Here is a 17,956-nt window from a genome sequence, read left to right as displayed (position 1 = left end):
GACGTGGCGACTACTCCACGACGATCGTGGCGACCATCCCCGCGGCCTCGTGGGGCGTACAGAAGTAGCCGTGCTCGCCGGTCGTCTCGAACGTGTGAACGTACGACTGCCCGGACTGTACGGCACCCTCGCCGTGCTCCCAGCCCTCGCGTGCGGCCGATTCCGAGTCGAAGCCGCCGGAGGACCAGTACTCCGCCTCGCCCGGGATCTCGTCCTCGTACGCGACCACGTTGTGCGGTTCGCCCGCCCGATGGGCGAACGCGACCGTGTCGCCCGCCGAGACGGTGAGCTCCTCCGGATCGAACGCGACGGCGGTCATGTCGACGACGTGGTCGGCGTCCTCGGGGACGCCCTCGACCACGTCGGGTCCGCCCGAGAGGTCCGACCCGCCCCCCGAGTCGCCCTCGCCGCCCCCGCCGTCGCCCGTCGTGCCGGGCAGCCGAAGCGAGATCGGGAGCTCCTCGACAGCGTCGACCAGCGCGAACTGCGTCCACAGCGTCGCGTCCGCGTACGACTCGACCGCCGCCGCCACGTCGCCGCCCTCGCTCGCGGCCGTGATGGCCGCCTCCAACTGCGCCTCGAACGTCGCGTAGGCAGTGTGGTCGGCATCCTCGATCAGTTCGTGGACGCGCGCCTTCTCGAAGTGCGCGAACGTCGACTGCAGAACGCTCGCGGGGGCCTCCGTGGTACCCCCGCCCCCGGCGCCGACGACGGCGTAGATCGCCGAAAGCGCCTCCCCGTTGAACGTCGTGCTCTCCGGGTAGACGTCCCCGCCGTTCCCGGCGGCCGTCGCGATCGCCCCGAGCGCGGCCTCGAACGCCTCGTACGTCTCCGCGTCGGCCTCCTCGACGGCCTCGTGGAATCCGCCCGCGCCCGCCTCGAAGTGCTCGAAGGCACCCCGTGCGATCGACTGTGCGCGGTTGTCGTCTCCGAGTGCGTCGACCGCGGCGGCGTCGAAGCCGCGGGCGGCCATGTACCCCCCCTCGACGCCGCTCACCGTCGTCACGGAGCCGGCCTGCTCCGCGAAGGAGAGCAGCGTCGACTGCACGCCCTCGTAGTGCGTGTCGACGCCGTCGTCGTCGGCGTCCTCGAACGCCGTGACCAGTCCGCTCAGGTGCTCCTCCTCGAAGTCGGCGTACAGCTCCTCGCTCGTCTCCTCGACCGACTCGTGGAGGTCGAGCTCGTTCGCCTCGAACCGCCCGAACAGCGACTGCGCGAGACTCGCGGCGGCGTCGCTCTCACCCCGTTCGTACAGCTCCAGCGCGTCTCCGAAGCGCGCGCGGAAGAAGCCCGCCTCGAGCAGCGCCGAGTACTCGCCCGCCAGCGCCTCGATCCCGGCCACGAGGTGCTCGTCGACCGCGGCGACCGCCTCGTCGACGCCCGCCGAGTTCCCGTCCTCGATTGCGGCGCGAAGGTCCGACAGGCCCGCCTCGAACCCCTCGTACGCCTCGGCGTCGGCCTCCTCCAGCGCCTCGTGGGCCCGCGCGCCCTCGAAGTGTGCGAAGACGTCGCCGGCCATCGTCGCGGCCGTGTCCGTCTCGCCGCGCGCCGCGAGCCAGTGTGCGTCGTAGGCTCGTGCGCGGTACAGCGTCAGCGAGGCGGCGTGAGCGTACCCCGTCGACGGGCCGGCCGCGCCGGCCAGCGCCGCGGCGTCCCAGCCGCGCGCCTGGAGCGCGGCCATGTGGCCCGCGCCCGCGGCGTGCTCGACGCCGGCGACCGCATAGCTGCCCGCCAGCGCGGCCTCCAGCGCGGCTGTCGCCTCCTCGCTCACGGTGTCGGCGTCGCTCGCCCCGGCAGCGGCCTCCAAGGCGCCCTCAAACGCCTCGTAAGAGTCGCCGTCGGCGGACTCCAGTGCCCCGTGGGCGGGGGCTTCCTCGAACCGGACGAGCACGTCCTCGGCGACGGTGGTCGCGCCCTCACTGTCGCCCGCCGCGGCGAGCATCCCGGCGTCGGCGGCGGCGACGCCGAACAGTTGGGCGTCGAGCGCGTTCGCCAGCGGTTCCCCGACGAGCGCGCGCTGTGCGGACGCGAGCTGCTCGTCGGCGATGACGGCCTCCTCGCGGGCGCGCTCGACGTTTCCCGCACCGAGCCCCGCCGTACGGAGTTCGCCGAGCGCCTCCTCGAACTCCTCGTAGGCGGCCTCGTCGGTCGACTCCAGCATCTCGTGGGCGCCGTACTCGCCCGAGGACCGCTCGAAGCGGGCGAACACCGACTGTGCGACCGCCGCGCCGGCGCCGGGAGCGCCCGCGACGCCGAGCGCGTAGGCGTCCCACACTCGCGCCCGCATCGCGTTCCACTCCGCGGCGACCGCCGCCTCCACGTCGATCGACGCCGCCGCGTCCGATCCGTCGTCCGGGGTCGCGGTCGTGTCGTCGTCCGTCCCCGCCTCGCCGGTCGTGTTCGACTGCGTCTCGCCCTGTGCACCACAGCCCGCGAGCCCGCCCGCGAGTGCGGCCGCGCTCGCCGCCAACACCTGCCGTCTGTTCGGCGCCATATGGATTCGGCTGGCCTAAAACAACTAAAACGATCCGATCTTTAGGCGGGCCGAAAGTGGCCGAAATGGGCGTCGAGGGGCGCTCTATGAACATATTCGGGTTTGGAGGTACGAACGCGGTCGAGGACCTATCGTGCCGGCGTCGCCGCGGGCGGGGGCGGCGAGCGGCGTCGATTCAGACGCCGCGAAGGAAGTTCTCGATCACGTCGTGGCCGACCGCCGTCAGCACCGACTCGGGGTGGAACTGCACCGCCTCGATGGGGTGCTCGCGGTGGCGCACGCCCATCACCAACTCCTCGCTTTCGCCGGACTCGGTCCGGCGTCCCTCCGCGTGTGACCCGGAGACGGCGTGGTCGGTCGTCGCCGTGACGGCGAAGCAGTCTGGGACCTCGGTGGCGATCAGCGAGTGGTAGCGACCCGCCCGGAAGCCCTGCTCCAGTCCGGCGAACACGCCCTCCCCGTCGTGGTCGACGGGGAACGCCTTCCCGTGGATCGGCTCGGGCGCGTGGCCCACGGCGCCGCCGTACTCGTAGACGGCCGCCTCCAGTCCGAGACAGACGCCGAGCGTGGGAACTTCGGGAGACAGCTCCCGGAGTACCGGCATCGTCACGCCCACGTCGCGGTCGTTCCTCGGGTGGCCCGGCCCCGGCGAGATGAGCAGCGCGTCGGGGTCAGTGTCGCGGACCGCCTCCAGCGTCGCGGCGTTCTTCAGCACCGAGATGTCCGGCGACTCGCCGCCGATCCGCAGGTCGGAGACGTACTCCACGAGGTTGTACGTGAACGAGTCGTAGTTGTCGACGACGGTGACGTTCACTCCTCCACCTCCGGCGCGTCGGCGGCGTCCGGGTCGTCCGGGGCGGGATCGGAGCAGTCCGGGGAGACGTCCGAGCCCTCCGGAGCGCCTCCGTCGACCCGGATCCGGTCGACGGCGTCGAGCACGCCGGCCATCTTCTGTTCGGTCTCCTCGTACTCGGCGGCGGGATCGGAGTCGGCGACGACGCCGGCGCCGGCGCGGACCGTCAACTCGTCGGTGCTCCGCGGGTCGGTTCCCTCCCCGCTCCGGGTGGCGCGATGCGCCACTCCGTGCTCCACAGTCGCCGTCCGGATCACGATCGCGAAGTCGGCGTCCCCCGTCCACGAGTAGTAGCCGACGCCGCCGCCGTACACCCCTCGTGGCTCCGACTCCAGATCGTCGATGATCTCCATCGCGCGCACCTTCGGCGCTCCGGTGAGGGTGCCCGCGGGGAACGTCGCCCGCGTCGCGTCGAAGGCGTCCGCGTCGCTCGCGAGCCTCCCGGTCACCGTCGACTCGATGTGCTGGACGTGACTGTACTTCAGCACGTTCATGAACTCCTCGACGCGGACGCTGCCGGCCCCGCTCACCCGGCGCACGTCGTTGCGCGCCAGGTCGACGAGCATGGTGTGCTCGGCGCGCTCCTTCCCGTCCGCGAGCAGTTCGCCCGCCAATCGGCGGTCCTCGACGGGCGAGGCGCCGCGGCGGATCGTCCCCGCGATGGGGTTGGAGACGACGCGGTCGCCGTCGACGGAGACGAGCGTCTCCGGGGAGGCACCGATCACCGAGCGGTCGCCGTGGCGCAGCAGGTACATGTACGGCGACGGGTTCACCGCCCGCAGCGACTCGTACAGGCCGAGGTCGTCGACCTCGCCCGAAAGCGTCCGCGTCCGGGAGACGACGCCCTGGTACACCTCGCCGTCGAGGACGGCCTCCTTCGTCTCGCGGACGGCGTCCTCGTACTCCTCGCGGGGGCCGGCGGTCTCGCGGTCGACGCGGACGCTGCCCGCCTCGGGCGGGTCGGCGTCCCGCAGCGTCGCTGCCACGTCGGCGGCCTCGTCGGCCAGACGGTCGTACACCGCGCCGGGGTCGTCGTCGGGGCCGACGATCGGGGTGAACACCAGCGAGACGCTCCCCTCGCGGTCGTCGAACGCGAGCGTCCGCGTCGTGAGCACGAACTCGGCGTCCGGCACCACGGGGTCGGGGCGGTCGACGCCGACCTCCTCCAGCCAGAGGTCGTACACCGCGTCGTACGCGAGAAAGCCCACGAGGCCGCCGTCGAGCGTCTGCCGGTCGTTGTCGGGGAACCCCACGCGCTCCACGTCCGGGAGGGCGCCACGGACGCGGTCGACGGCGTCGCCGGTGTCGGGCCCGCGCACGTCGACGTAGTCGGCGGCCGGTCCCAACCGTTCGACGTCCGTGCCGTCCGGGTCGACCGCGATCACCGCCTCGGGGTCGTAGCCGACGAACGAGTAGCGCGCGTGGCGATCGGCGGTGCCGTCGCCGCCGCCGTCGCGTTTCGCGTCGCCGTCGTCGCCCCCCGCGTCGCCGGCGTCGCTTCGGGTCCCGCCGCGACCGCGCGAACTCGGCGCGAACGCGCCGTCGGGGTCGCTGGATGCGACCTTCTCGGCGCTCTCAAGCAGGAACGAGTGGTCCGACCGGTCCGCGAGCGCGGCGTACGCGGTCAGCGGCTCCACGTTGATGTCCAACTCGGCGGTCGCGTGGACCACACCCGGGCCGTCGGCGCCGTCGACGAGGTCGACGAACGCCTCGCGCGAGCGCGAGAGCGGGGAGCCGCCGCCCTCGCGGGTCACTCGTACACCTCCTCGGCCTCGCCGAGCGCGCGCCCGGCGTTGCGCACGAACCGCGAGACGGCGGCGTGGTCCTTCGCGCCGGGCGAGCGCTCGACGCCGCTCGCCACGTCCACGGCGAACGGCTCGACGGTCGCGGCCGCCTCGGCGACGTTCTCGGGGGTCAGCCCCCCGGCGAGGACGACGGGCGAGACGAGGTCGCGACGCAGTTCCGCGGCCGCCTTCCAGTCGCCCGTCTCCCCGGTGCCGCCGCCGCCGTCGTCGCCGGTGGAGTCGACCAGCAGCGCGTCGGCGGCCTCGTCGAGCTCCCGCGCCCGTTCGGGCTCGTCGTAGTCGACGACCGTGACCACCTTCGTCTCCGTCTCCGCGCGGATGTAGCCGATCTCGTCCGGCGAGAACTCCCCGTGGAGTTGGACCACGTCCGGCGTCACGGTTCGAACGGCGTCGACGGCGTCCTCGGGCGTCTCGGGCATCGTCACGAGCACCGTCGTGAGGAACGGCGGCGCCGTCGAGGTCAGCTCCGCCGCCTGCGCGAGGTCGACCTCGCGCGGCGTGTCGACCGACACCTCGGAGATGACGCCGGCCGCGTCGGCGCCGGCGTCGGCGACCGCGCGGAGGTCGGCGCCGTTGGTGACGCCGCAGATCTTCACGCGGACCATCAGCCCCGCAGCGCCTCGAAGGTCTCCGCGGCGTCGCCCTCGTCGATCGCGTTCGCGGCGACGGCGACGCCCTCCTCGATCGACTCGGCGAGGCCGGCGACGTAGATCGCGGCGCCCGCGTTCGCGAGGATCACGTCGCGCTTCGGGCCGGTCACGTCGCCGCGGACGATCCCCGTCAGGTCCTCGGCGTTCTCCTCGGGCGTGCCGCCGGCGATGTCGGCGACGGGCGCCGAGTCGAGCCCGAGGTCGTCGGGCGTGAGCGTGAACTCGGTGACCTCGCCGCTGTCGACCTCGGCAACGGTCGTCGGCCCGTGGAGAGCGATCTCGTCCATCCCGTCGCCGTGGACGACCAGCGCGCGCTCCACGTCCATGTGTGTGAGCGACTCGGCGATCACGGGCACGAGGTCCGGATCGTACACTCCCAAGACCTGCGCGTCGGCGCCCGCCGGGTTGGTGAGCGGGCCGAGGACGTTGAAGATCGTGCGCATGCCCAGCTCCTGTCGCGGGCCGATGACGGCCTTCATCGCGGGGTGGAACACCGTCGCGAGCATGAAGCCGATGCCGTCGCGCTCGATGGCGGCCTCCACCGCCGGCGGCTCGGCGTCGACGTCGACGCCCGCCACCTCAAGCACGTCCGCGGAGCCCGACGACGATGACACGGAGTAGTTACCGTGCTTGGCGACGGTGACGCCCGCGCCGGCGGCGACGATCGCCGACGTGGTCGAGACGTTGATCGTGTCGTGATCGTCGCCGCCGGTGCCGCAGGTGTCGACGAGCGGTTCCCGGTCGGGGTCGATCGTCCGGGCGGCCTCGCGCATCCCCTGCGCGAACCCGGCGATCTCCGCCTCGGTCTCGCCCTTCGCGCGAAGCGCCGCGAGCAACGCGCCGATCTGCGCCTCGGTCGCCCCCTCGAACACCGCCGTCGACGCCTCACGCGCCTCCTCGACGGTCAGGTCTCCCCCCTCGGTCACGCGCTCGATGTGGTCCTGTATACTCATTGTAAATCACCGTTGTCGGTGTTGGTCGTACGATGTACGAAAGTGTGCATCGCAATAAGGCTGTCGCGGGCGACGCCGGCGGGGTGTCGACGTGGCGGTCGCTCCCCGTCGTGGTGCTCCGGGGACGGTCGGGGCGTCGGCGCCGCGACCGCGCTACTCGTCGGCGTCCGGGCGGTCCGGCGGAAGCGTCTCGACCTCGCCGGCGAGGCGGGCGGCGTCGGCGGCGACGACGTCGTGGTCGACGCCGGCCTCGTCGGCGACGGTACGGAGGTGCGACGCCAGCAGCGTCAGCGTCTCCAGTCCCGCCCGTTCGCCCTCGCCGCGGCGGGCGGCCGTCGAGTTCACCCGGTCGCCGCGGACAACGCCGACGTGGACCGCGGTGATCTCGTCGTCGTCGGCGTCGTCGAGCAGCGCCCGCGCCCTCGCCAACTCCCGCTCGAAGGCGGCGTCGTCGTTCGTCGTCGCCGCCGCGGGCGACCCGTCGGTCCCGTCGTCGGTTCGGTCGGTCGGATCGTCGGAGTCCTCGCTCATGACTGTCGAGTGGTGGAGCGAACCGAAAAACCGTCGGTGGGATCGGTCGAGGTGGTGCGTGGTCGCGGAGGCGGGTCGGAGGGACGGTCGCGTCGGGGACCGAACCGGCGCGGGCAACGAACGGGTCTATCCGTCCGGGCGGGGTCGCGCGGTGAACAGCGTCGGGACGATGCTGAACGGCTCGTAGACCGACTGGTGACACGGACAGTACACCTCGTTGGACGCGTTGAACTTCGCGCCGCCCTCCGCCTTGAACCCGGGGACGCAACAGAAGTGGGTACACTTGTTGAGCCAGGCCATCACGCCCTGGGAGGTCGACGCCTGAAGCCACGTCTGCACGTCGTCCGTGACCGTGTACGGCTCGTCCTGGTCGGGGGCCTGCGCCTCGCCGTTGGCGGCGAGCTGCTCGATGACCGGCGAGCGGAGGACGTTTATCGGGATCGTGTCCTCGGTGTCCTGCGAGCGCCAGTTCCCGGTCCCGGGCTTGCCGAGGCCGTCGACGCCGACGCCGTTGCCCCACGTCTCGTAGTTCTCGAACATGTCGATGTTCATGGCGGTGCCCGCGTCGAACTCGCTCTGCCACTCGAAGCCGGGCGACTCGCCGATGTAGAACACGTTGTCAGACTCGTAGCTCGGCTGGATGCCCTCGTAGGTCTCGACCCCGCAGAACTGGTACCACTCCGAGGAGTACGTCTTGCCGCCGAGTTCCATCTCGGCGACGTCGATGGTCCGCCCCTGCACCGTCTGCTGGGTCACCTCCGGCCAGACCCCCTTGATCGTCCCGTCGCTCTGGATCTCGATCGGGACCTGCGGCATGCCGCGGGGCGCCGGACCCGCGGTGTTCTCGATGGCCATCGCCTCGGTCGCCCCCCCGCCGGCCCCCGGGGAGGTGGTGAGGCTGTTAACGGCGGCCGACCCGGTGGCCCCGACGCCAGCGAGGGCCGCTCCGCCCACGACGCCCTTGACGAACCGGCGACGGCCCGACTCGCCTGGGTACTTGTCGTCGTCTGCGCTCATAGCTCCCTCTCGGAAGGCGCCACGCAAAAGCCTGACGAAAGGGCGAACCCAGCCGTCTGCCGTCGATTCTGTTCCGTGCGATCGCCGGATCAGCTCCCCGACGAGCCGCCGCGGACTCGGGTCCGCACCCGTACCGGCGTCCTCGCCTCCGAACCGACGCACACGGAGCAGTCGGGAGCGCTCTATACCGCTCATAGCGGGATACTTGTCGCGTCGGACTCATGGATCCGCCGGCGGCCGCGTCACGCCGACTGGGTCGCCGGTTCCGTGTCCACGTCCCGCCGGGCGCCACAGCCACGCCCGGCGGGACCCTCGATTCGTTCGCCGACGAGCGGCGCGTCGGCCGCGTCGAGGCGGCCAATTTACTCGATCGTGAAGGAACTTCTCGCAATATTGCCCCCTATCGGGAGGGTTGTTCATCGCCCCGTGCATGAGGGTGTATGTCATTCGATGCGCGGGATGTCGGTCGCGACATCCGCGAGCTGGCCGCGCTGCTCGGCGAGGTGCTCGAGCGGCAGACGTCGAGGGACGCGTTCGACGCCGTCGAGGAGGTCCGCCGCGACTCCATCGACTACCGCAGCGGCGACGCTGCGTCCCGAGATCCGGTCCGAGAGCGCCTTTCGGGGCTGGATCCGGAGACGAAGCGGACGGTCGCCCGGGCGTACGCGGCGTACTTCGAACTGGTGAACGTCGCCGAGGAGCGCGAGCGAGTCCGGGCGGTCCGTCGGGGACGCGACGAGGGCGATCTCGGCGACGGGCTCGACCGGACCGCCGAGGCGCTCGCCGAGGTCGACGCCGACACCGCCCGTCAAGTGCTGGACGACGTCCGTGTCGTCCCGACGTTCACCGCCCACCCGACGGAGGCGCGCCGCAAGACGGTCAAGGCGAAGCTCCGGCGGATCGCGGAGATCCTCCGCGATCTGGACGAGCGCCGCCTCACCGACGGCGAGTTCGACGGCCTGGACCGCGATCTCGAGTCGGAGGTCGAGACGCTGTGGTCGACCCGGCAGGTCCGCCCGCGGCGTCCCACCCCGACCGACGAGGCGCGCGACGTGCGCTGGTATCTGGAGAACACGCTGTTCGACGTGGCCGCCGAGGCCGAGGCCGCCCTCGCGGAGCGCGTCACGGAGGCCCATTCCGAACTCGACGCCGCCGACGCGAGCAGCACCCTCGACTTCCGGTCGTGGGCCGGCTCCGACCGCGACGGCAACCCCTTCGTCACGCCCGAGGTGACGACCGAGACGCTCGACGCCCAGCGCGGGGCGGTGCTCGACCGCTATCTCGACGCGCTTGCGGACGTGAACGGCGCGCTCAGCCACGAGGGCGACCGCCTCACCCACACCGCCGCGTTCCGCGAGCGCGTCGCCGCCGACCGCGAGGCGGTGCCGGGCGTCGCCGAGGAGGCCGACGAGCGCTACCCCGCGGAGCCGTACCGCCGCGCCGCGACGACCATCCGCGCCCGCGTCGAGCGGGTCGACGACCTCCGCCCCGGCGGCTACGACGACGCCGAGGCGTTCGCCGAGTCGCTGCGGGCGCTCGCGGAGGACCTGCGGGCGAACGGTCACCACACCACCGCCGAGGAGCGGATCGACCCGCTCGTGCGCCGGGTGGAGACGTTCGGCTTCTCGCTCGCGGCGCTCGACCTGCGCGACCACCGCGAGAACCACACGGAGGCGGTCGGGGACGTGCTCGCCCGCGAGGGCATCGACTACCACGAGATGGACGAGGCCGAGCGCGTCGAGACGCTCACCGAGTCCGTCGTCGGCGACTCGGTCGGGAGCCTCGACACCGACGGCGGCGACGACCTCTCGGAGACGAGCGAGCGCGTCTGCGAGCGCTTCCGGGCGCTGGCCGAGTGGCACCGCGAGTACGGGGAGGAGGCCATCGACGCCTACTGCATCTCGATGACCGAGGAGCCCTCCCACGTGCTGGAGGTGCTGTACCTCGCGGACCTGTCGGGCGTCGTCGACCTGCCCGATCACTGCGGGCTCGACGTGGTTCCGCTGTTGGAGACGGCGTCGGCGCTGGCGAACGCCCGCGACATCCTCGGGACGCTCGTGAACAACGACGCCTACGGCGCGGCGCTGTCGGCCCGCGGCGACGTGCAGGAGGTGATGCTCGGGTACTCCGACTCCAACAAGGAGAACGGCCCGCTGGCGGCCGCGTGGGACCTCCATCGGAACGCCCGGCGGCTCGCGGAGGTCGCCGACGAACTCGGCGTGGAGCTGCGGCTGTTCCACGGCCGGGGCGGCTCCATCTCCCGCGGCGGCGGCCCGATGAACGAGGCGATGCTCGCGCTGCCGCCCGAGACGGCGACCGGCGAGATCAAGTTCACCGAGCAGGGCGAGGCCATCGCCGAGAAGTTCGCCAACCCACGCGTCGCCGAGCGCGAACTGGAACAGATGCTCGACGCGCAGGTCCGCGCCCGTCTCCGCGCGCTTCAGGGGAACGCACAGGAGGTCCACGAGGAGTGGGAGGCGGCGATGGACGCCGCCGGCGAGGGCGCCCGCGAGGCGTATCAGGACCTGCTGGAGACCGACGGCTTCGTCGAGTTCTTCGAGACCGCGACGCCGATCACCGTCATCGAGGACCTCAACATGGGCTCGCGGCCGGCCTCCCGATCGGGCGAGCGCACCGTCGAGGACCTCCGCGCGATCCCGTGGGTGTTCTCGTGGACCCAGAGCCGCGCGATCCTCCCCGGCTGGTACTCGTCGGCCTCGGGGCTGGACGCGTACCTCTCGAACGGCGGCGACATCGAAACGCTCCGGGAGATGTACGAGGAGTGGCCGTTCTTCCGGACGACGATCGATCACGTCGCGCTGTCGCTGGCGCGCACGGAGCTGGAGATCGCCGCCGAGTACGCCGACCTCGCGCCCGAGCACCTCCGCGAGGAGTTCTTCCCGCGGATCGAGGCCGAGTACGAGCGCGCCGTCGAGTTGGTTCGGGAGATAACCGGCCACGACGACCTGATCCGCCGCGAATGGCTCTCGGAGAGCCTCCAGCGACGCAACCCGTACGTCGACCCGCTGAACCTCCTGCAGGTGGACCTGCTCTCGCGTACCCACCTCACCGACGCCGAGGAGCGGGCGCTCCGGCTCACGGTGAAGGGGATCGCGGCGGGCATGAAGAACACGGGATAGACGGTAGGGGCGGCTCCGAATCCACGGTTCGATCCGTTCATCGCTCCAACACGCCGAGCGCCGTGCGCACCGCGTCGCCGCCGAACAGCGCGACCGCCGCGGCGACGACGACCACCGACAGCGCCGCCCAGACGACGCCCGGCGACGGTTCGACGGTCGCGAACCGGACGAGCGCGCCGCCGAGCGCCGCGAACACCACAGCGACCGCCAACACCTGTCGGGACGCCGGGCCGACCGGCTCGGCCCGTGCGTCGTCCTCCTCGGGGGGTCGTCGCATCGTGTCCGAACGGTGGCGCCGTTCGAAGTTAACTATCGGCCTTGTCCGGAGTGAAAGTAAAGCACGGTTGGGACCCGGCCGTATCCTGACGACGAACGGAAGCCGGCGAGCGCGGATCGACGAGCGCGACCGAGCGACCGTTCAGGCCTCGACCTGATTCCAGGGCGCATCGTCGAAGTCGACGATGCGGTGCTCCTCATCGAGGTCGTCGATGGTCGCGACCTCCTCGTCGGTCAACTCTAGCTCCGTCGCCGCGAGGTTGTCGCGGATGTGCTCCTCGCTGGTCGCCTTCGGGATGGCCGCGAGCTCGTCGTGGGCGAGCAGCCACGCGATCGACACCTGCGCGGGCGTGGCGTCGTGGGCCCCGGCGATCTCGACGATCTCGTCGATGTCGGCGACCTGGTTGCGTGCGATCGGACAGTAGGCGACGAGCCAGTGGCCGTCATCGCGGGCGTACTCCCGCAGTTCCTCCTGCTGGAGCTTCGGGTGGCACTCGACCTGGTGGGCGAAGACGTCCACGTCGAGGTGCTCGCGTGCCTCGTCCAACTGGTCGGGGCGGAAGTTCGAGAGGCCGACGCGTTCGACGGTCCCCTCGGCGACGAGGTCGTTCAGCGCGCGGGCCGTCTCTGGGGCGTCGTAGCTGTTGATCGGCCAGTGGACGTACAGCAGGTCGATGGAGTCGACGCCGAGACGCGCGGCGGACTCGTGGGCGGTGTCGTAGGCGTCGTCGTAGCTCAGGTTGTCCGTCTTGAGCTTCGTCGCGACGAAGAGGTCCTCGGGGTCGCGCCCGGCGGCCTCGATCCCCTCCCGGACGAGCGCCTCGTTCTGATAGCCCTGCGCGGTGTCGATCGCGTCGTAGCCCGCCTCGACGGCGGTCGCGACGCTCTCGACGCACTGTGGGCCGGTGAGCTGGTACGTTCCGAGACCGAACCGCTGGAAGTCGGACATACCGGAGGGTTCGGGCGGGCGTCCCTCAAGGCGTCGGTGTCGGCTCGTGCCTCGGGCTTCCCAGCGGACCGGGACGGATCGGACTGGGTCGAACTGGACCTGAGTGGATCCGATCGGATCGGGACGCCCGTATCCCGCCCGATTTTCGCGGAACGAGAATCGGGACCCCTCGGAATGCGGTCCGACTTAACGGCTCGTGCTAACTCTTAACATGGTGGGCGGTCGCGTAGCAGGTGTACCGCATGTTCGAACGGTTCTCACACGGCTACTACCTGGGCGAAATGTACGTGCAGCCCGACGGAAGCGACGGGGCGGCGGCGATCAAGCGGGCGGACCACGAGCACGTGAACGAGCAGTTGTACGGCGACGAGGAGGGGATCACCCGCCTCGACAACCCGCTCGTGATGAAGGTCGGGACCAAGCACTTCTCGGTGGTCGGCGACGAGGACGTCCCCTCCGGAACGCTCGCGCTCCCCGAGGACGCGGTTCCCGAGGACCTCGAGTTCCGGCTGCCGGGCCGCAGCGAGGTGTTCCTCGCCAACGCCGAACGCGCCCGCGACCTGATGCAGTTCACCGGGTGGGAGGGGAACACCGGCGACCCCGCGGAGTACGCCTGATCGACCACGGATCCGCGTCGCCGGCCGATCGCGGCGCCGGCCGATCCCCGCACCGTTTTTGCCTCGGGCGTGCGCCGTCCCGCGTATGATCGATCGACTCCTCGGCAGGAGGCGCCTCAAGGAGCGCATCGCCGAGTTGGAGGGGGAGCGCGACGACGCGGTCGCGCGCATGGAGGCCGAGGAGCGGCGCCGCGGCGAGGCCGCACGCAAGCGCCAGGCGGCCGAGAAGCGCGTCAACGAACTGGAGACGCGGGTGACGGAGCTGGAGGACCGGCTGGAGCGCGCGGCCGCCGAGGACGCCGAGCGGTCCGTCGACTTCCGCCGCGTCGAGACGCTTCGCCCCGGCCGCCGCGACGAGGTGCTCGCGCGGCTCCGGAGCCTCGAAACCGAGCCGGAGGGCGCGCTCTCGGCGTTCGTCGCCGACGACGGCGACGTGCCCGACCCCGTCGAGGGGGCGCTCGGCGACCGCGCGTCGCTCGTGCGGCGGGCCGCGCCGACGCTGGTGTACGCCGACGACGCGGGGCTGGTGTCGTGTGCGCTCTCGCCGGCGCTCGACCCCGAGCCGTTCTGCGAGTGGACGGACTCCTTCCGGGTCGATGACGCCTGGTTCCGGCCGACGGGCCGGTTCGCGTTCGGGCTCCTCCGCTCGGACACGTTCGGGCTGGGGGTGTACGAGGGCGACGAGCGCGTCGAACTGCGGACGGTCCGGACGGACGTGATGGACGAGCACGACAAGGGCGGCTTCTCGCAGGCGCGCTACGAGCGCCTGCGGGAGGAGCAGATCGACGAGCACCTCGACGAGTGCCGCGAGGCGCTGGCGGAACTGCCCGCGGATCTGGATCGGGTGGTGTTGGTGGGCGAGCGCGGCGTGGTGAAGCGGCTGGCGGAGTACGCCGACCACACCGCGGCGAGCGACGCGACCGGGAAGCCGGAGGCGGCGCTGGAGGAGGCGTTCGCGGAGTTCTGGACGGCGCGACTGCGACTGATCTGACGGGTCGCCCCCGGCGTGATGCATCGCGAGCGTCGCGGCGAGTTCACACGGCGGGATCGAAGCGCAGACGGCGGACCCCAGCGTTTGATAGATATAGTCGAAAACCTAATCGATTAGTACCAACTCGGTGCTACTGTCGAGCAGCCCCACTAATGATAGTATGATAAACATCCTTCTCGCAGAAGACGATTCCGTACATCGGAGTCTGATACAGCGGTTGTTGAATGACTCCCGTATCTCGGTCAGATGCGCGAAGGATGGGGATGAAGCGGTGTGGTTTGCCAGCGTCTACAACCCCGACATTGTCATAATGGATCTCAATATGCCCGTGAAGGACGGCCTTCAGGCGACGAAACAGATCAAATCTATCGATCCGAGCATCAAAGTTATTATCAGTACTGCTCGTAGGTCCGAACAATCGATTGAACGAGCAATTGAAGCGGGCGCAGATGAATACTTGATCAAACCATACTCGAAGGAAGAGGTGCTAGAACTGATCGATTCTCTGAGCGAATGAATGGCATAGCTGATGCTTTCTCGGCTACCTGTTATTCGGTCCGCAAGTCCTTCCTGTCAGCGTTTTCGACCCGAATACCTGAAAGAAATGGAATGTCGGGCTCGATCGCTTTCGAACCCGACCCGTTCCTCACACCGACGCCTCAGCAGGAACAGTAGTACTCGCGGTCGGTGAACTCGCCGGTGAGGTACTTCACCGCGGGCGCCGGGTCGCTCGGGCGGTACAGTCCGGTCGTCAGGTCACCCTCGCGCTCGAAGTCGCCCGAGAACAGGCTCGCCCAGTCGTCGTCGGAGAGCACGTCCCAGAACGCCTCGTCGGTGAGACACCGCTGAACGTAGTCCGGGAGGTACGTCCAGCGCGCGTCCCGCGGGCCGTCGACCGCCGCTTCGGCCTCGTACTCCGCGTCGTCGACGGCGTCGGCGTAGGCGGCCATCGGGAGGTTCGCGCCGGCGGCGACGGGCATCGAGATCCACTTCCACGGGCGCGTGTTCACGTCGAGCAGCACGTACTCCCCCCGGTCGGCGTCGTACACGAACTCGGACTCGCTGATGCCGTGGTATCCCGTCTCCTCCAGCACCGCGAGGGCGTGCTCGCGGACGGCGGGCTCCTCGACGCGCTCGACGAGACAGGAGGTGCCGAACGCGGGGAACCGAACGGCGGCGTTGCCGACGACGGCGAGGGGGTCGCGGTCGGCGGACTCCGGCGGCATGTAGCTCGCGAGCGAGGTGTCGCGGCCCGCCTCCGTGTTCACCTTCTCCTGAGCGAGCACCGTCGCGCCGTGCTCCTCGGCCTCGGCGACCACGTCCGCGAACTCCTCGCGGTCGGCCACCTCGATGACGTTCGTCCCGAACGCCTCCTCGAACTTCCGCTTGTGTGCGGGTTTGACGACGAACGGGAACGAGAGCGCCTCGACGACCGCCTCGATACCGTGCTCGCCCACCTCGTACGTCTCGGGGTACGGCACGCCCAACTCCTCACACAGCGCGTAGAGGTTCGACTTGTCGAGCACGCGCTCGACGCCCGCCAGATCCGAGAACGGGAGGCGGACGCCCGCGGGCTCCGTCTCGGCGAACCCGCGCACCCACTCGTCCATGCAGGCGAACGCGACCGGCTCGTGATCGAGGGCGTCGGCGATCCGCTCGACGTCCGCGCGGAAGCCGTCGGCGTCGTCCAGCGGGTAGGTGACCTGCCCGGCGTGGTCCACCGCCTCGGAGGGCGGCGCGAGCCCGGAGTCGGTGCGATCCAGCACGATCACGGGCACGTCGTGCGCCGAGAGCGCGCGGGCGACGCTCACCCCGGTGATGTGTGCGTTGGCGACGAGTGCGGGCGGGCGGTCGAAGTCGGCGTCCGCCAGCGCCGCGACGAGCGCGTCGGTGTCGTGGAACGTGTCGGCCATGCCCGCGGCTTCGACTGGGCGGGCTAAAGGCTCCCGTTCGCCGGCGCCGACTGCCGGCGCCGACTGCCGGCGCCGACGACGGGGCCGGGCGGGACCGGCGTGGCGGCTCCGACGTGCCGATGCCGACGCGGCGGCGCCGGTTCGACGCCGCGAGCGCGTCGCTTATCCGACGGCCGTCCCTCCGAACGGGCATGAGCGACACCGACGACTCCGCCCTCCCAGGACGCGTCCGCCGTGCCGCCCGCGATCACGACGCCGTCAGCGACGACGGCCCGGACGGCACGCTCGCGGTCACCTCCACCCCGTTCGACGCCGCGATCGCCGTCGCCGAGGCGGACGACGGTCGGATCGAGTTCGACGTGTCGGTCTCCGTGCCGACCCTCTCGGCCGTCGCCGAGGACGAGGTCGCGGACGTGGTCGAGGACGGCTGGCTCGACACCTTCGAGCGCCGGATCGCGGCCGTCGGCGACGTGACCGCCGCCGGCCACGATCTCGATCCGACCGTCGAGCGCGACGGGGACGAGGTGACGGTCACGGAGTCGATCCGGGACGTGAACGAGCGTCGCGGGCTGAACGACGCGGTCGCCGTCGTCGACTTCGTCGAGGGGACGTACGTGCAGGGCGTGATCCCGGGGTACGAGTACGGCGAGCCGGTGACGGGACTCATCAGCAGCGCGCGTGCGGCCGGCGGCGACGAGGGCGACGGCGTGTTCTGAGGCGATTCCGAGACGGTTCGGGGGCGAGGCGGTCGTCGGGTCGACTTTCGACGATCAGCCCATCGCGATGTACGTCCGGGTGTCCTCCACGCCGGCGATGTCCTGGATCCCGTCGGCGGCGACGCGTTTCACGTCGGCCGGCTCGTCCACGTCGACCTTCACGACGAAGTCCATGTCGCCGGCGACGATGTGTGCCTCGACGACGCCGTCGAGCTCGCGGATCGCCCCGCGGATGCGGTCGGCGTCGCCGGAGGCGGCCTTCACCATCACGTACGCGACAACCATTCAGGCATCACCCCCCGCGCTCGCGGCCGAGGCGAGCGTCTCGCCGGCGTCGTCGCCGACCAGCAGTTGCCGGACGTCGTCGAGCACGCCGAAGTCCGCGAGGACGGCGACCCGATCGCCCAACTCCAGCGAGTTGTCGGGCAGCGGGATCCCCATCGACTCGCCGCGCTTGCCGAACGCCAGCAGCCGCGCGTTCGCGGGTAACTCGACCTCCGACAGCGTGTACCCCCGCATCGGCGACCGCTCGGTGATCGTGAACAGCAGCACCTGGAGGTGTTCCGCGATGTCGGCGATGGCCCGGATGTTGCCGCCCAGCAGCGCGTTCTTCGCGCCGATGGCGCCCAGCCGCTCGGGGTAGATGATCTCGTCGACCTCGTCGGCGTACTTCTGGTAGATCTCCTCGCGGTAGTCCTCGTCGATGCGCATGACGGTGCGGCAGCCGTGGTGCTTCGCGATCATGCACGCCGCGAAGTTCGTGTTCAGATCCCCCGTCAGCGCCCCGACGGCGTCGGCGCGGTCGACGGCCGCCTTCGCCAGCACGTCCTCGTGGGAGCCGTCGCCCTCGACGACGCTGAAGCCGTCCGCGCTGGCCCGATCGGCCCGGTCGGCGTCGCGCTCGACGATCGTCACATCGTGGCCCTCCTCCCGGAGCACCCGAGCCGTGCGAAGTCCGACACGGCCCGATCCGATGACAATGAAACGCATGTGCTACCAATTACCACGCGAGAACATAACGCTATCTCCGGCTCGCAGGAACGCTTTTTAC

17 protein-coding genes are annotated in these 17,956 nt (G+C 70.8%); 5 read left to right on the top strand and 12 right to left on the bottom strand.

Going from position 1 to position 17,956, the window contains the following annotated elements; all coding sequences use genetic code 11:
* Positions 1–10: 10 nt before the first annotated feature.
* From GRX01_RS00565 to GRX01_RS00535, 7 genes are all read right to left on the bottom strand, one after another.
* The gene (locus GRX01_RS00565; RefSeq protein ID WP_159662361.1) at positions 11–2,494 is read right to left on the bottom strand and encodes a DUF5059 domain-containing protein; all 2,484 of its coding nucleotides are present in this window, start codon (positions 2,492–2,494) and stop codon (positions 11–13) included.
* A 175-nt stretch (positions 2,495–2,669) separates the two neighbouring features.
* Positions 2,670–3,308 (bottom strand): anthranilate synthase component II, encoded by a 639-nt coding sequence (gene trpG / locus GRX01_RS00560; RefSeq protein WP_321167841.1) that lies wholly within the window; start codon positions 3,306–3,308, stop codon positions 2,670–2,672.
* Positions 3,305–5,101 carry an anthranilate synthase component I gene (trpE, locus tag GRX01_RS00555; RefSeq protein WP_321167840.1) on the bottom strand — a complete coding sequence of 599 codons (1,797 nt, stop codon included), beginning with the start codon at positions 5,099–5,101 and terminating at the stop codon, positions 3,305–3,307. Before trpE ends, trpG begins: the two co-directional genes overlap by 4 nt.
* Positions 5,098–5,757, bottom strand: a complete 660-nt coding sequence (locus GRX01_RS00550; RefSeq protein ID WP_159662359.1) for a phosphoribosylanthranilate isomerase — start codon at positions 5,755–5,757, stop codon at positions 5,098–5,100. The genes trpE and GRX01_RS00550 overlap by 4 nt, the downstream gene beginning before the upstream one ends.
* Complete coding sequence (trpD, locus tag GRX01_RS00545; RefSeq protein ID WP_394351363.1) at positions 5,757–6,749, bottom strand: anthranilate phosphoribosyltransferase; 993 nt, start codon at positions 6,747–6,749, stop codon at positions 5,757–5,759. The genes GRX01_RS00550 and trpD overlap by 1 nt, the downstream gene beginning before the upstream one ends.
* 159 nt (positions 6,750–6,908) lie before the next feature.
* Entirely contained in the window at positions 6,909–7,286 is a 378-nt protein-coding gene (locus GRX01_RS00540) for a hypothetical protein (RefSeq protein ID WP_159662355.1), read from the bottom strand.
* A gap of 126 nt (positions 7,287–7,412) precedes the next feature.
* The gene (locus tag GRX01_RS00535) at positions 7,413–8,303 is read right to left on the bottom strand and encodes a Rieske 2Fe-2S domain-containing protein (protein WP_159662353.1); all 891 of its coding nucleotides are present in this window, start codon (positions 8,301–8,303) and stop codon (positions 7,413–7,415) included.
* A gap of 440 nt (positions 8,304–8,743) precedes the next feature.
* On the opposite strand from GRX01_RS00535, the gene ppc reads away from it, so the two are divergent.
* A complete protein-coding gene (ppc, locus tag GRX01_RS00530) occupies positions 8,744–11,443 on the top strand; it encodes a phosphoenolpyruvate carboxylase (RefSeq protein ID WP_159662351.1) in 2,700 nt (899 codons plus the stop codon).
* Positions 11,444–11,480: 37 nt separating this feature from the next.
* On the opposite strand, the gene GRX01_RS00525 is transcribed toward ppc, so the two are convergent.
* Positions 11,481–11,720: a hypothetical protein gene (locus tag GRX01_RS00525; RefSeq protein WP_159662349.1), complete on the bottom strand. Its 240-nt coding sequence runs from the start codon at positions 11,718–11,720 to the stop codon at positions 11,481–11,483.
* Between the two features lie 141 nt (positions 11,721–11,861).
* A complete protein-coding gene (locus GRX01_RS00520; RefSeq protein WP_159662347.1) occupies positions 11,862–12,668 on the bottom strand; it encodes an aldo/keto reductase in 807 nt (268 codons plus the stop codon).
* A gap of 242 nt (positions 12,669–12,910) precedes the next feature.
* Here GRX01_RS00520 and GRX01_RS00515 point away from each other — a divergent pair, with 242 nt between their 5' ends.
* The 3 genes from GRX01_RS00515 to GRX01_RS00505 all read left to right on the top strand — a co-directional run bounded on the left by GRX01_RS00515 (position 12,911) and on the right by GRX01_RS00505 (position 14,793).
* The gene (locus tag GRX01_RS00515; protein ID WP_159662345.1) at positions 12,911–13,285 is read left to right on the top strand and encodes a DUF5802 family protein; all 375 of its coding nucleotides are present in this window, start codon (positions 12,911–12,913) and stop codon (positions 13,283–13,285) included.
* A gap of 85 nt (positions 13,286–13,370) precedes the next feature.
* The gene (locus tag GRX01_RS00510) at positions 13,371–14,276 is read left to right on the top strand and encodes a Vms1/Ankzf1 family peptidyl-tRNA hydrolase (protein WP_159662343.1); all 906 of its coding nucleotides are present in this window, start codon (positions 13,371–13,373) and stop codon (positions 14,274–14,276) included.
* Between the two features lie 160 nt (positions 14,277–14,436).
* Positions 14,437–14,793, top strand: coding sequence for a response regulator (locus GRX01_RS00505; protein ID WP_159662341.1), 357 nt, complete (start codon positions 14,437–14,439; stop codon positions 14,791–14,793).
* A 142-nt stretch (positions 14,794–14,935) separates the two neighbouring features.
* Here GRX01_RS00505 and GRX01_RS00500 read toward each other — a convergent pair whose 3' ends face one another.
* The gene (locus GRX01_RS00500) at positions 14,936–16,189 is read right to left on the bottom strand and encodes a carboxylate--amine ligase (RefSeq protein WP_159662339.1); all 1,254 of its coding nucleotides are present in this window, start codon (positions 16,187–16,189) and stop codon (positions 14,936–14,938) included.
* Between the two features lie 191 nt (positions 16,190–16,380).
* On the opposite strand from GRX01_RS00500, the gene GRX01_RS00495 reads away from it, so the two are divergent.
* A complete protein-coding gene (locus GRX01_RS00495; protein ID WP_159662337.1) occupies positions 16,381–16,905 on the top strand; it encodes a DUF5813 family protein in 525 nt (174 codons plus the stop codon).
* A 54-nt stretch (positions 16,906–16,959) separates the two neighbouring features.
* On the opposite strand, the gene GRX01_RS00490 is transcribed toward GRX01_RS00495, so the two are convergent.
* Both GRX01_RS00490 and GRX01_RS00485 read right to left on the bottom strand, forming a co-directional pair.
* The gene (locus tag GRX01_RS00490) at positions 16,960–17,190 is read right to left on the bottom strand and encodes an Lrp/AsnC family transcriptional regulator (RefSeq protein WP_159662335.1); all 231 of its coding nucleotides are present in this window, start codon (positions 17,188–17,190) and stop codon (positions 16,960–16,962) included.
* Entirely contained in the window at positions 17,191–17,895 is a 705-nt protein-coding gene (locus GRX01_RS00485; protein WP_159662333.1) for a potassium channel family protein, read from the bottom strand. It lies immediately after the preceding gene.
* Positions 17,896–17,956 lie beyond the last annotated feature (61 nt).

It is taken from the genome of Halobaculum saliterrae (assembly GCF_009831625.1).
GTDB classification, from domain to species: Archaea; Halobacteriota; Halobacteria; order Halobacteriales; family Haloferacaceae; genus Halobaculum; species Halobaculum saliterrae.
This window is presented reverse-complemented; position numbering and strand designations above follow the sequence as displayed.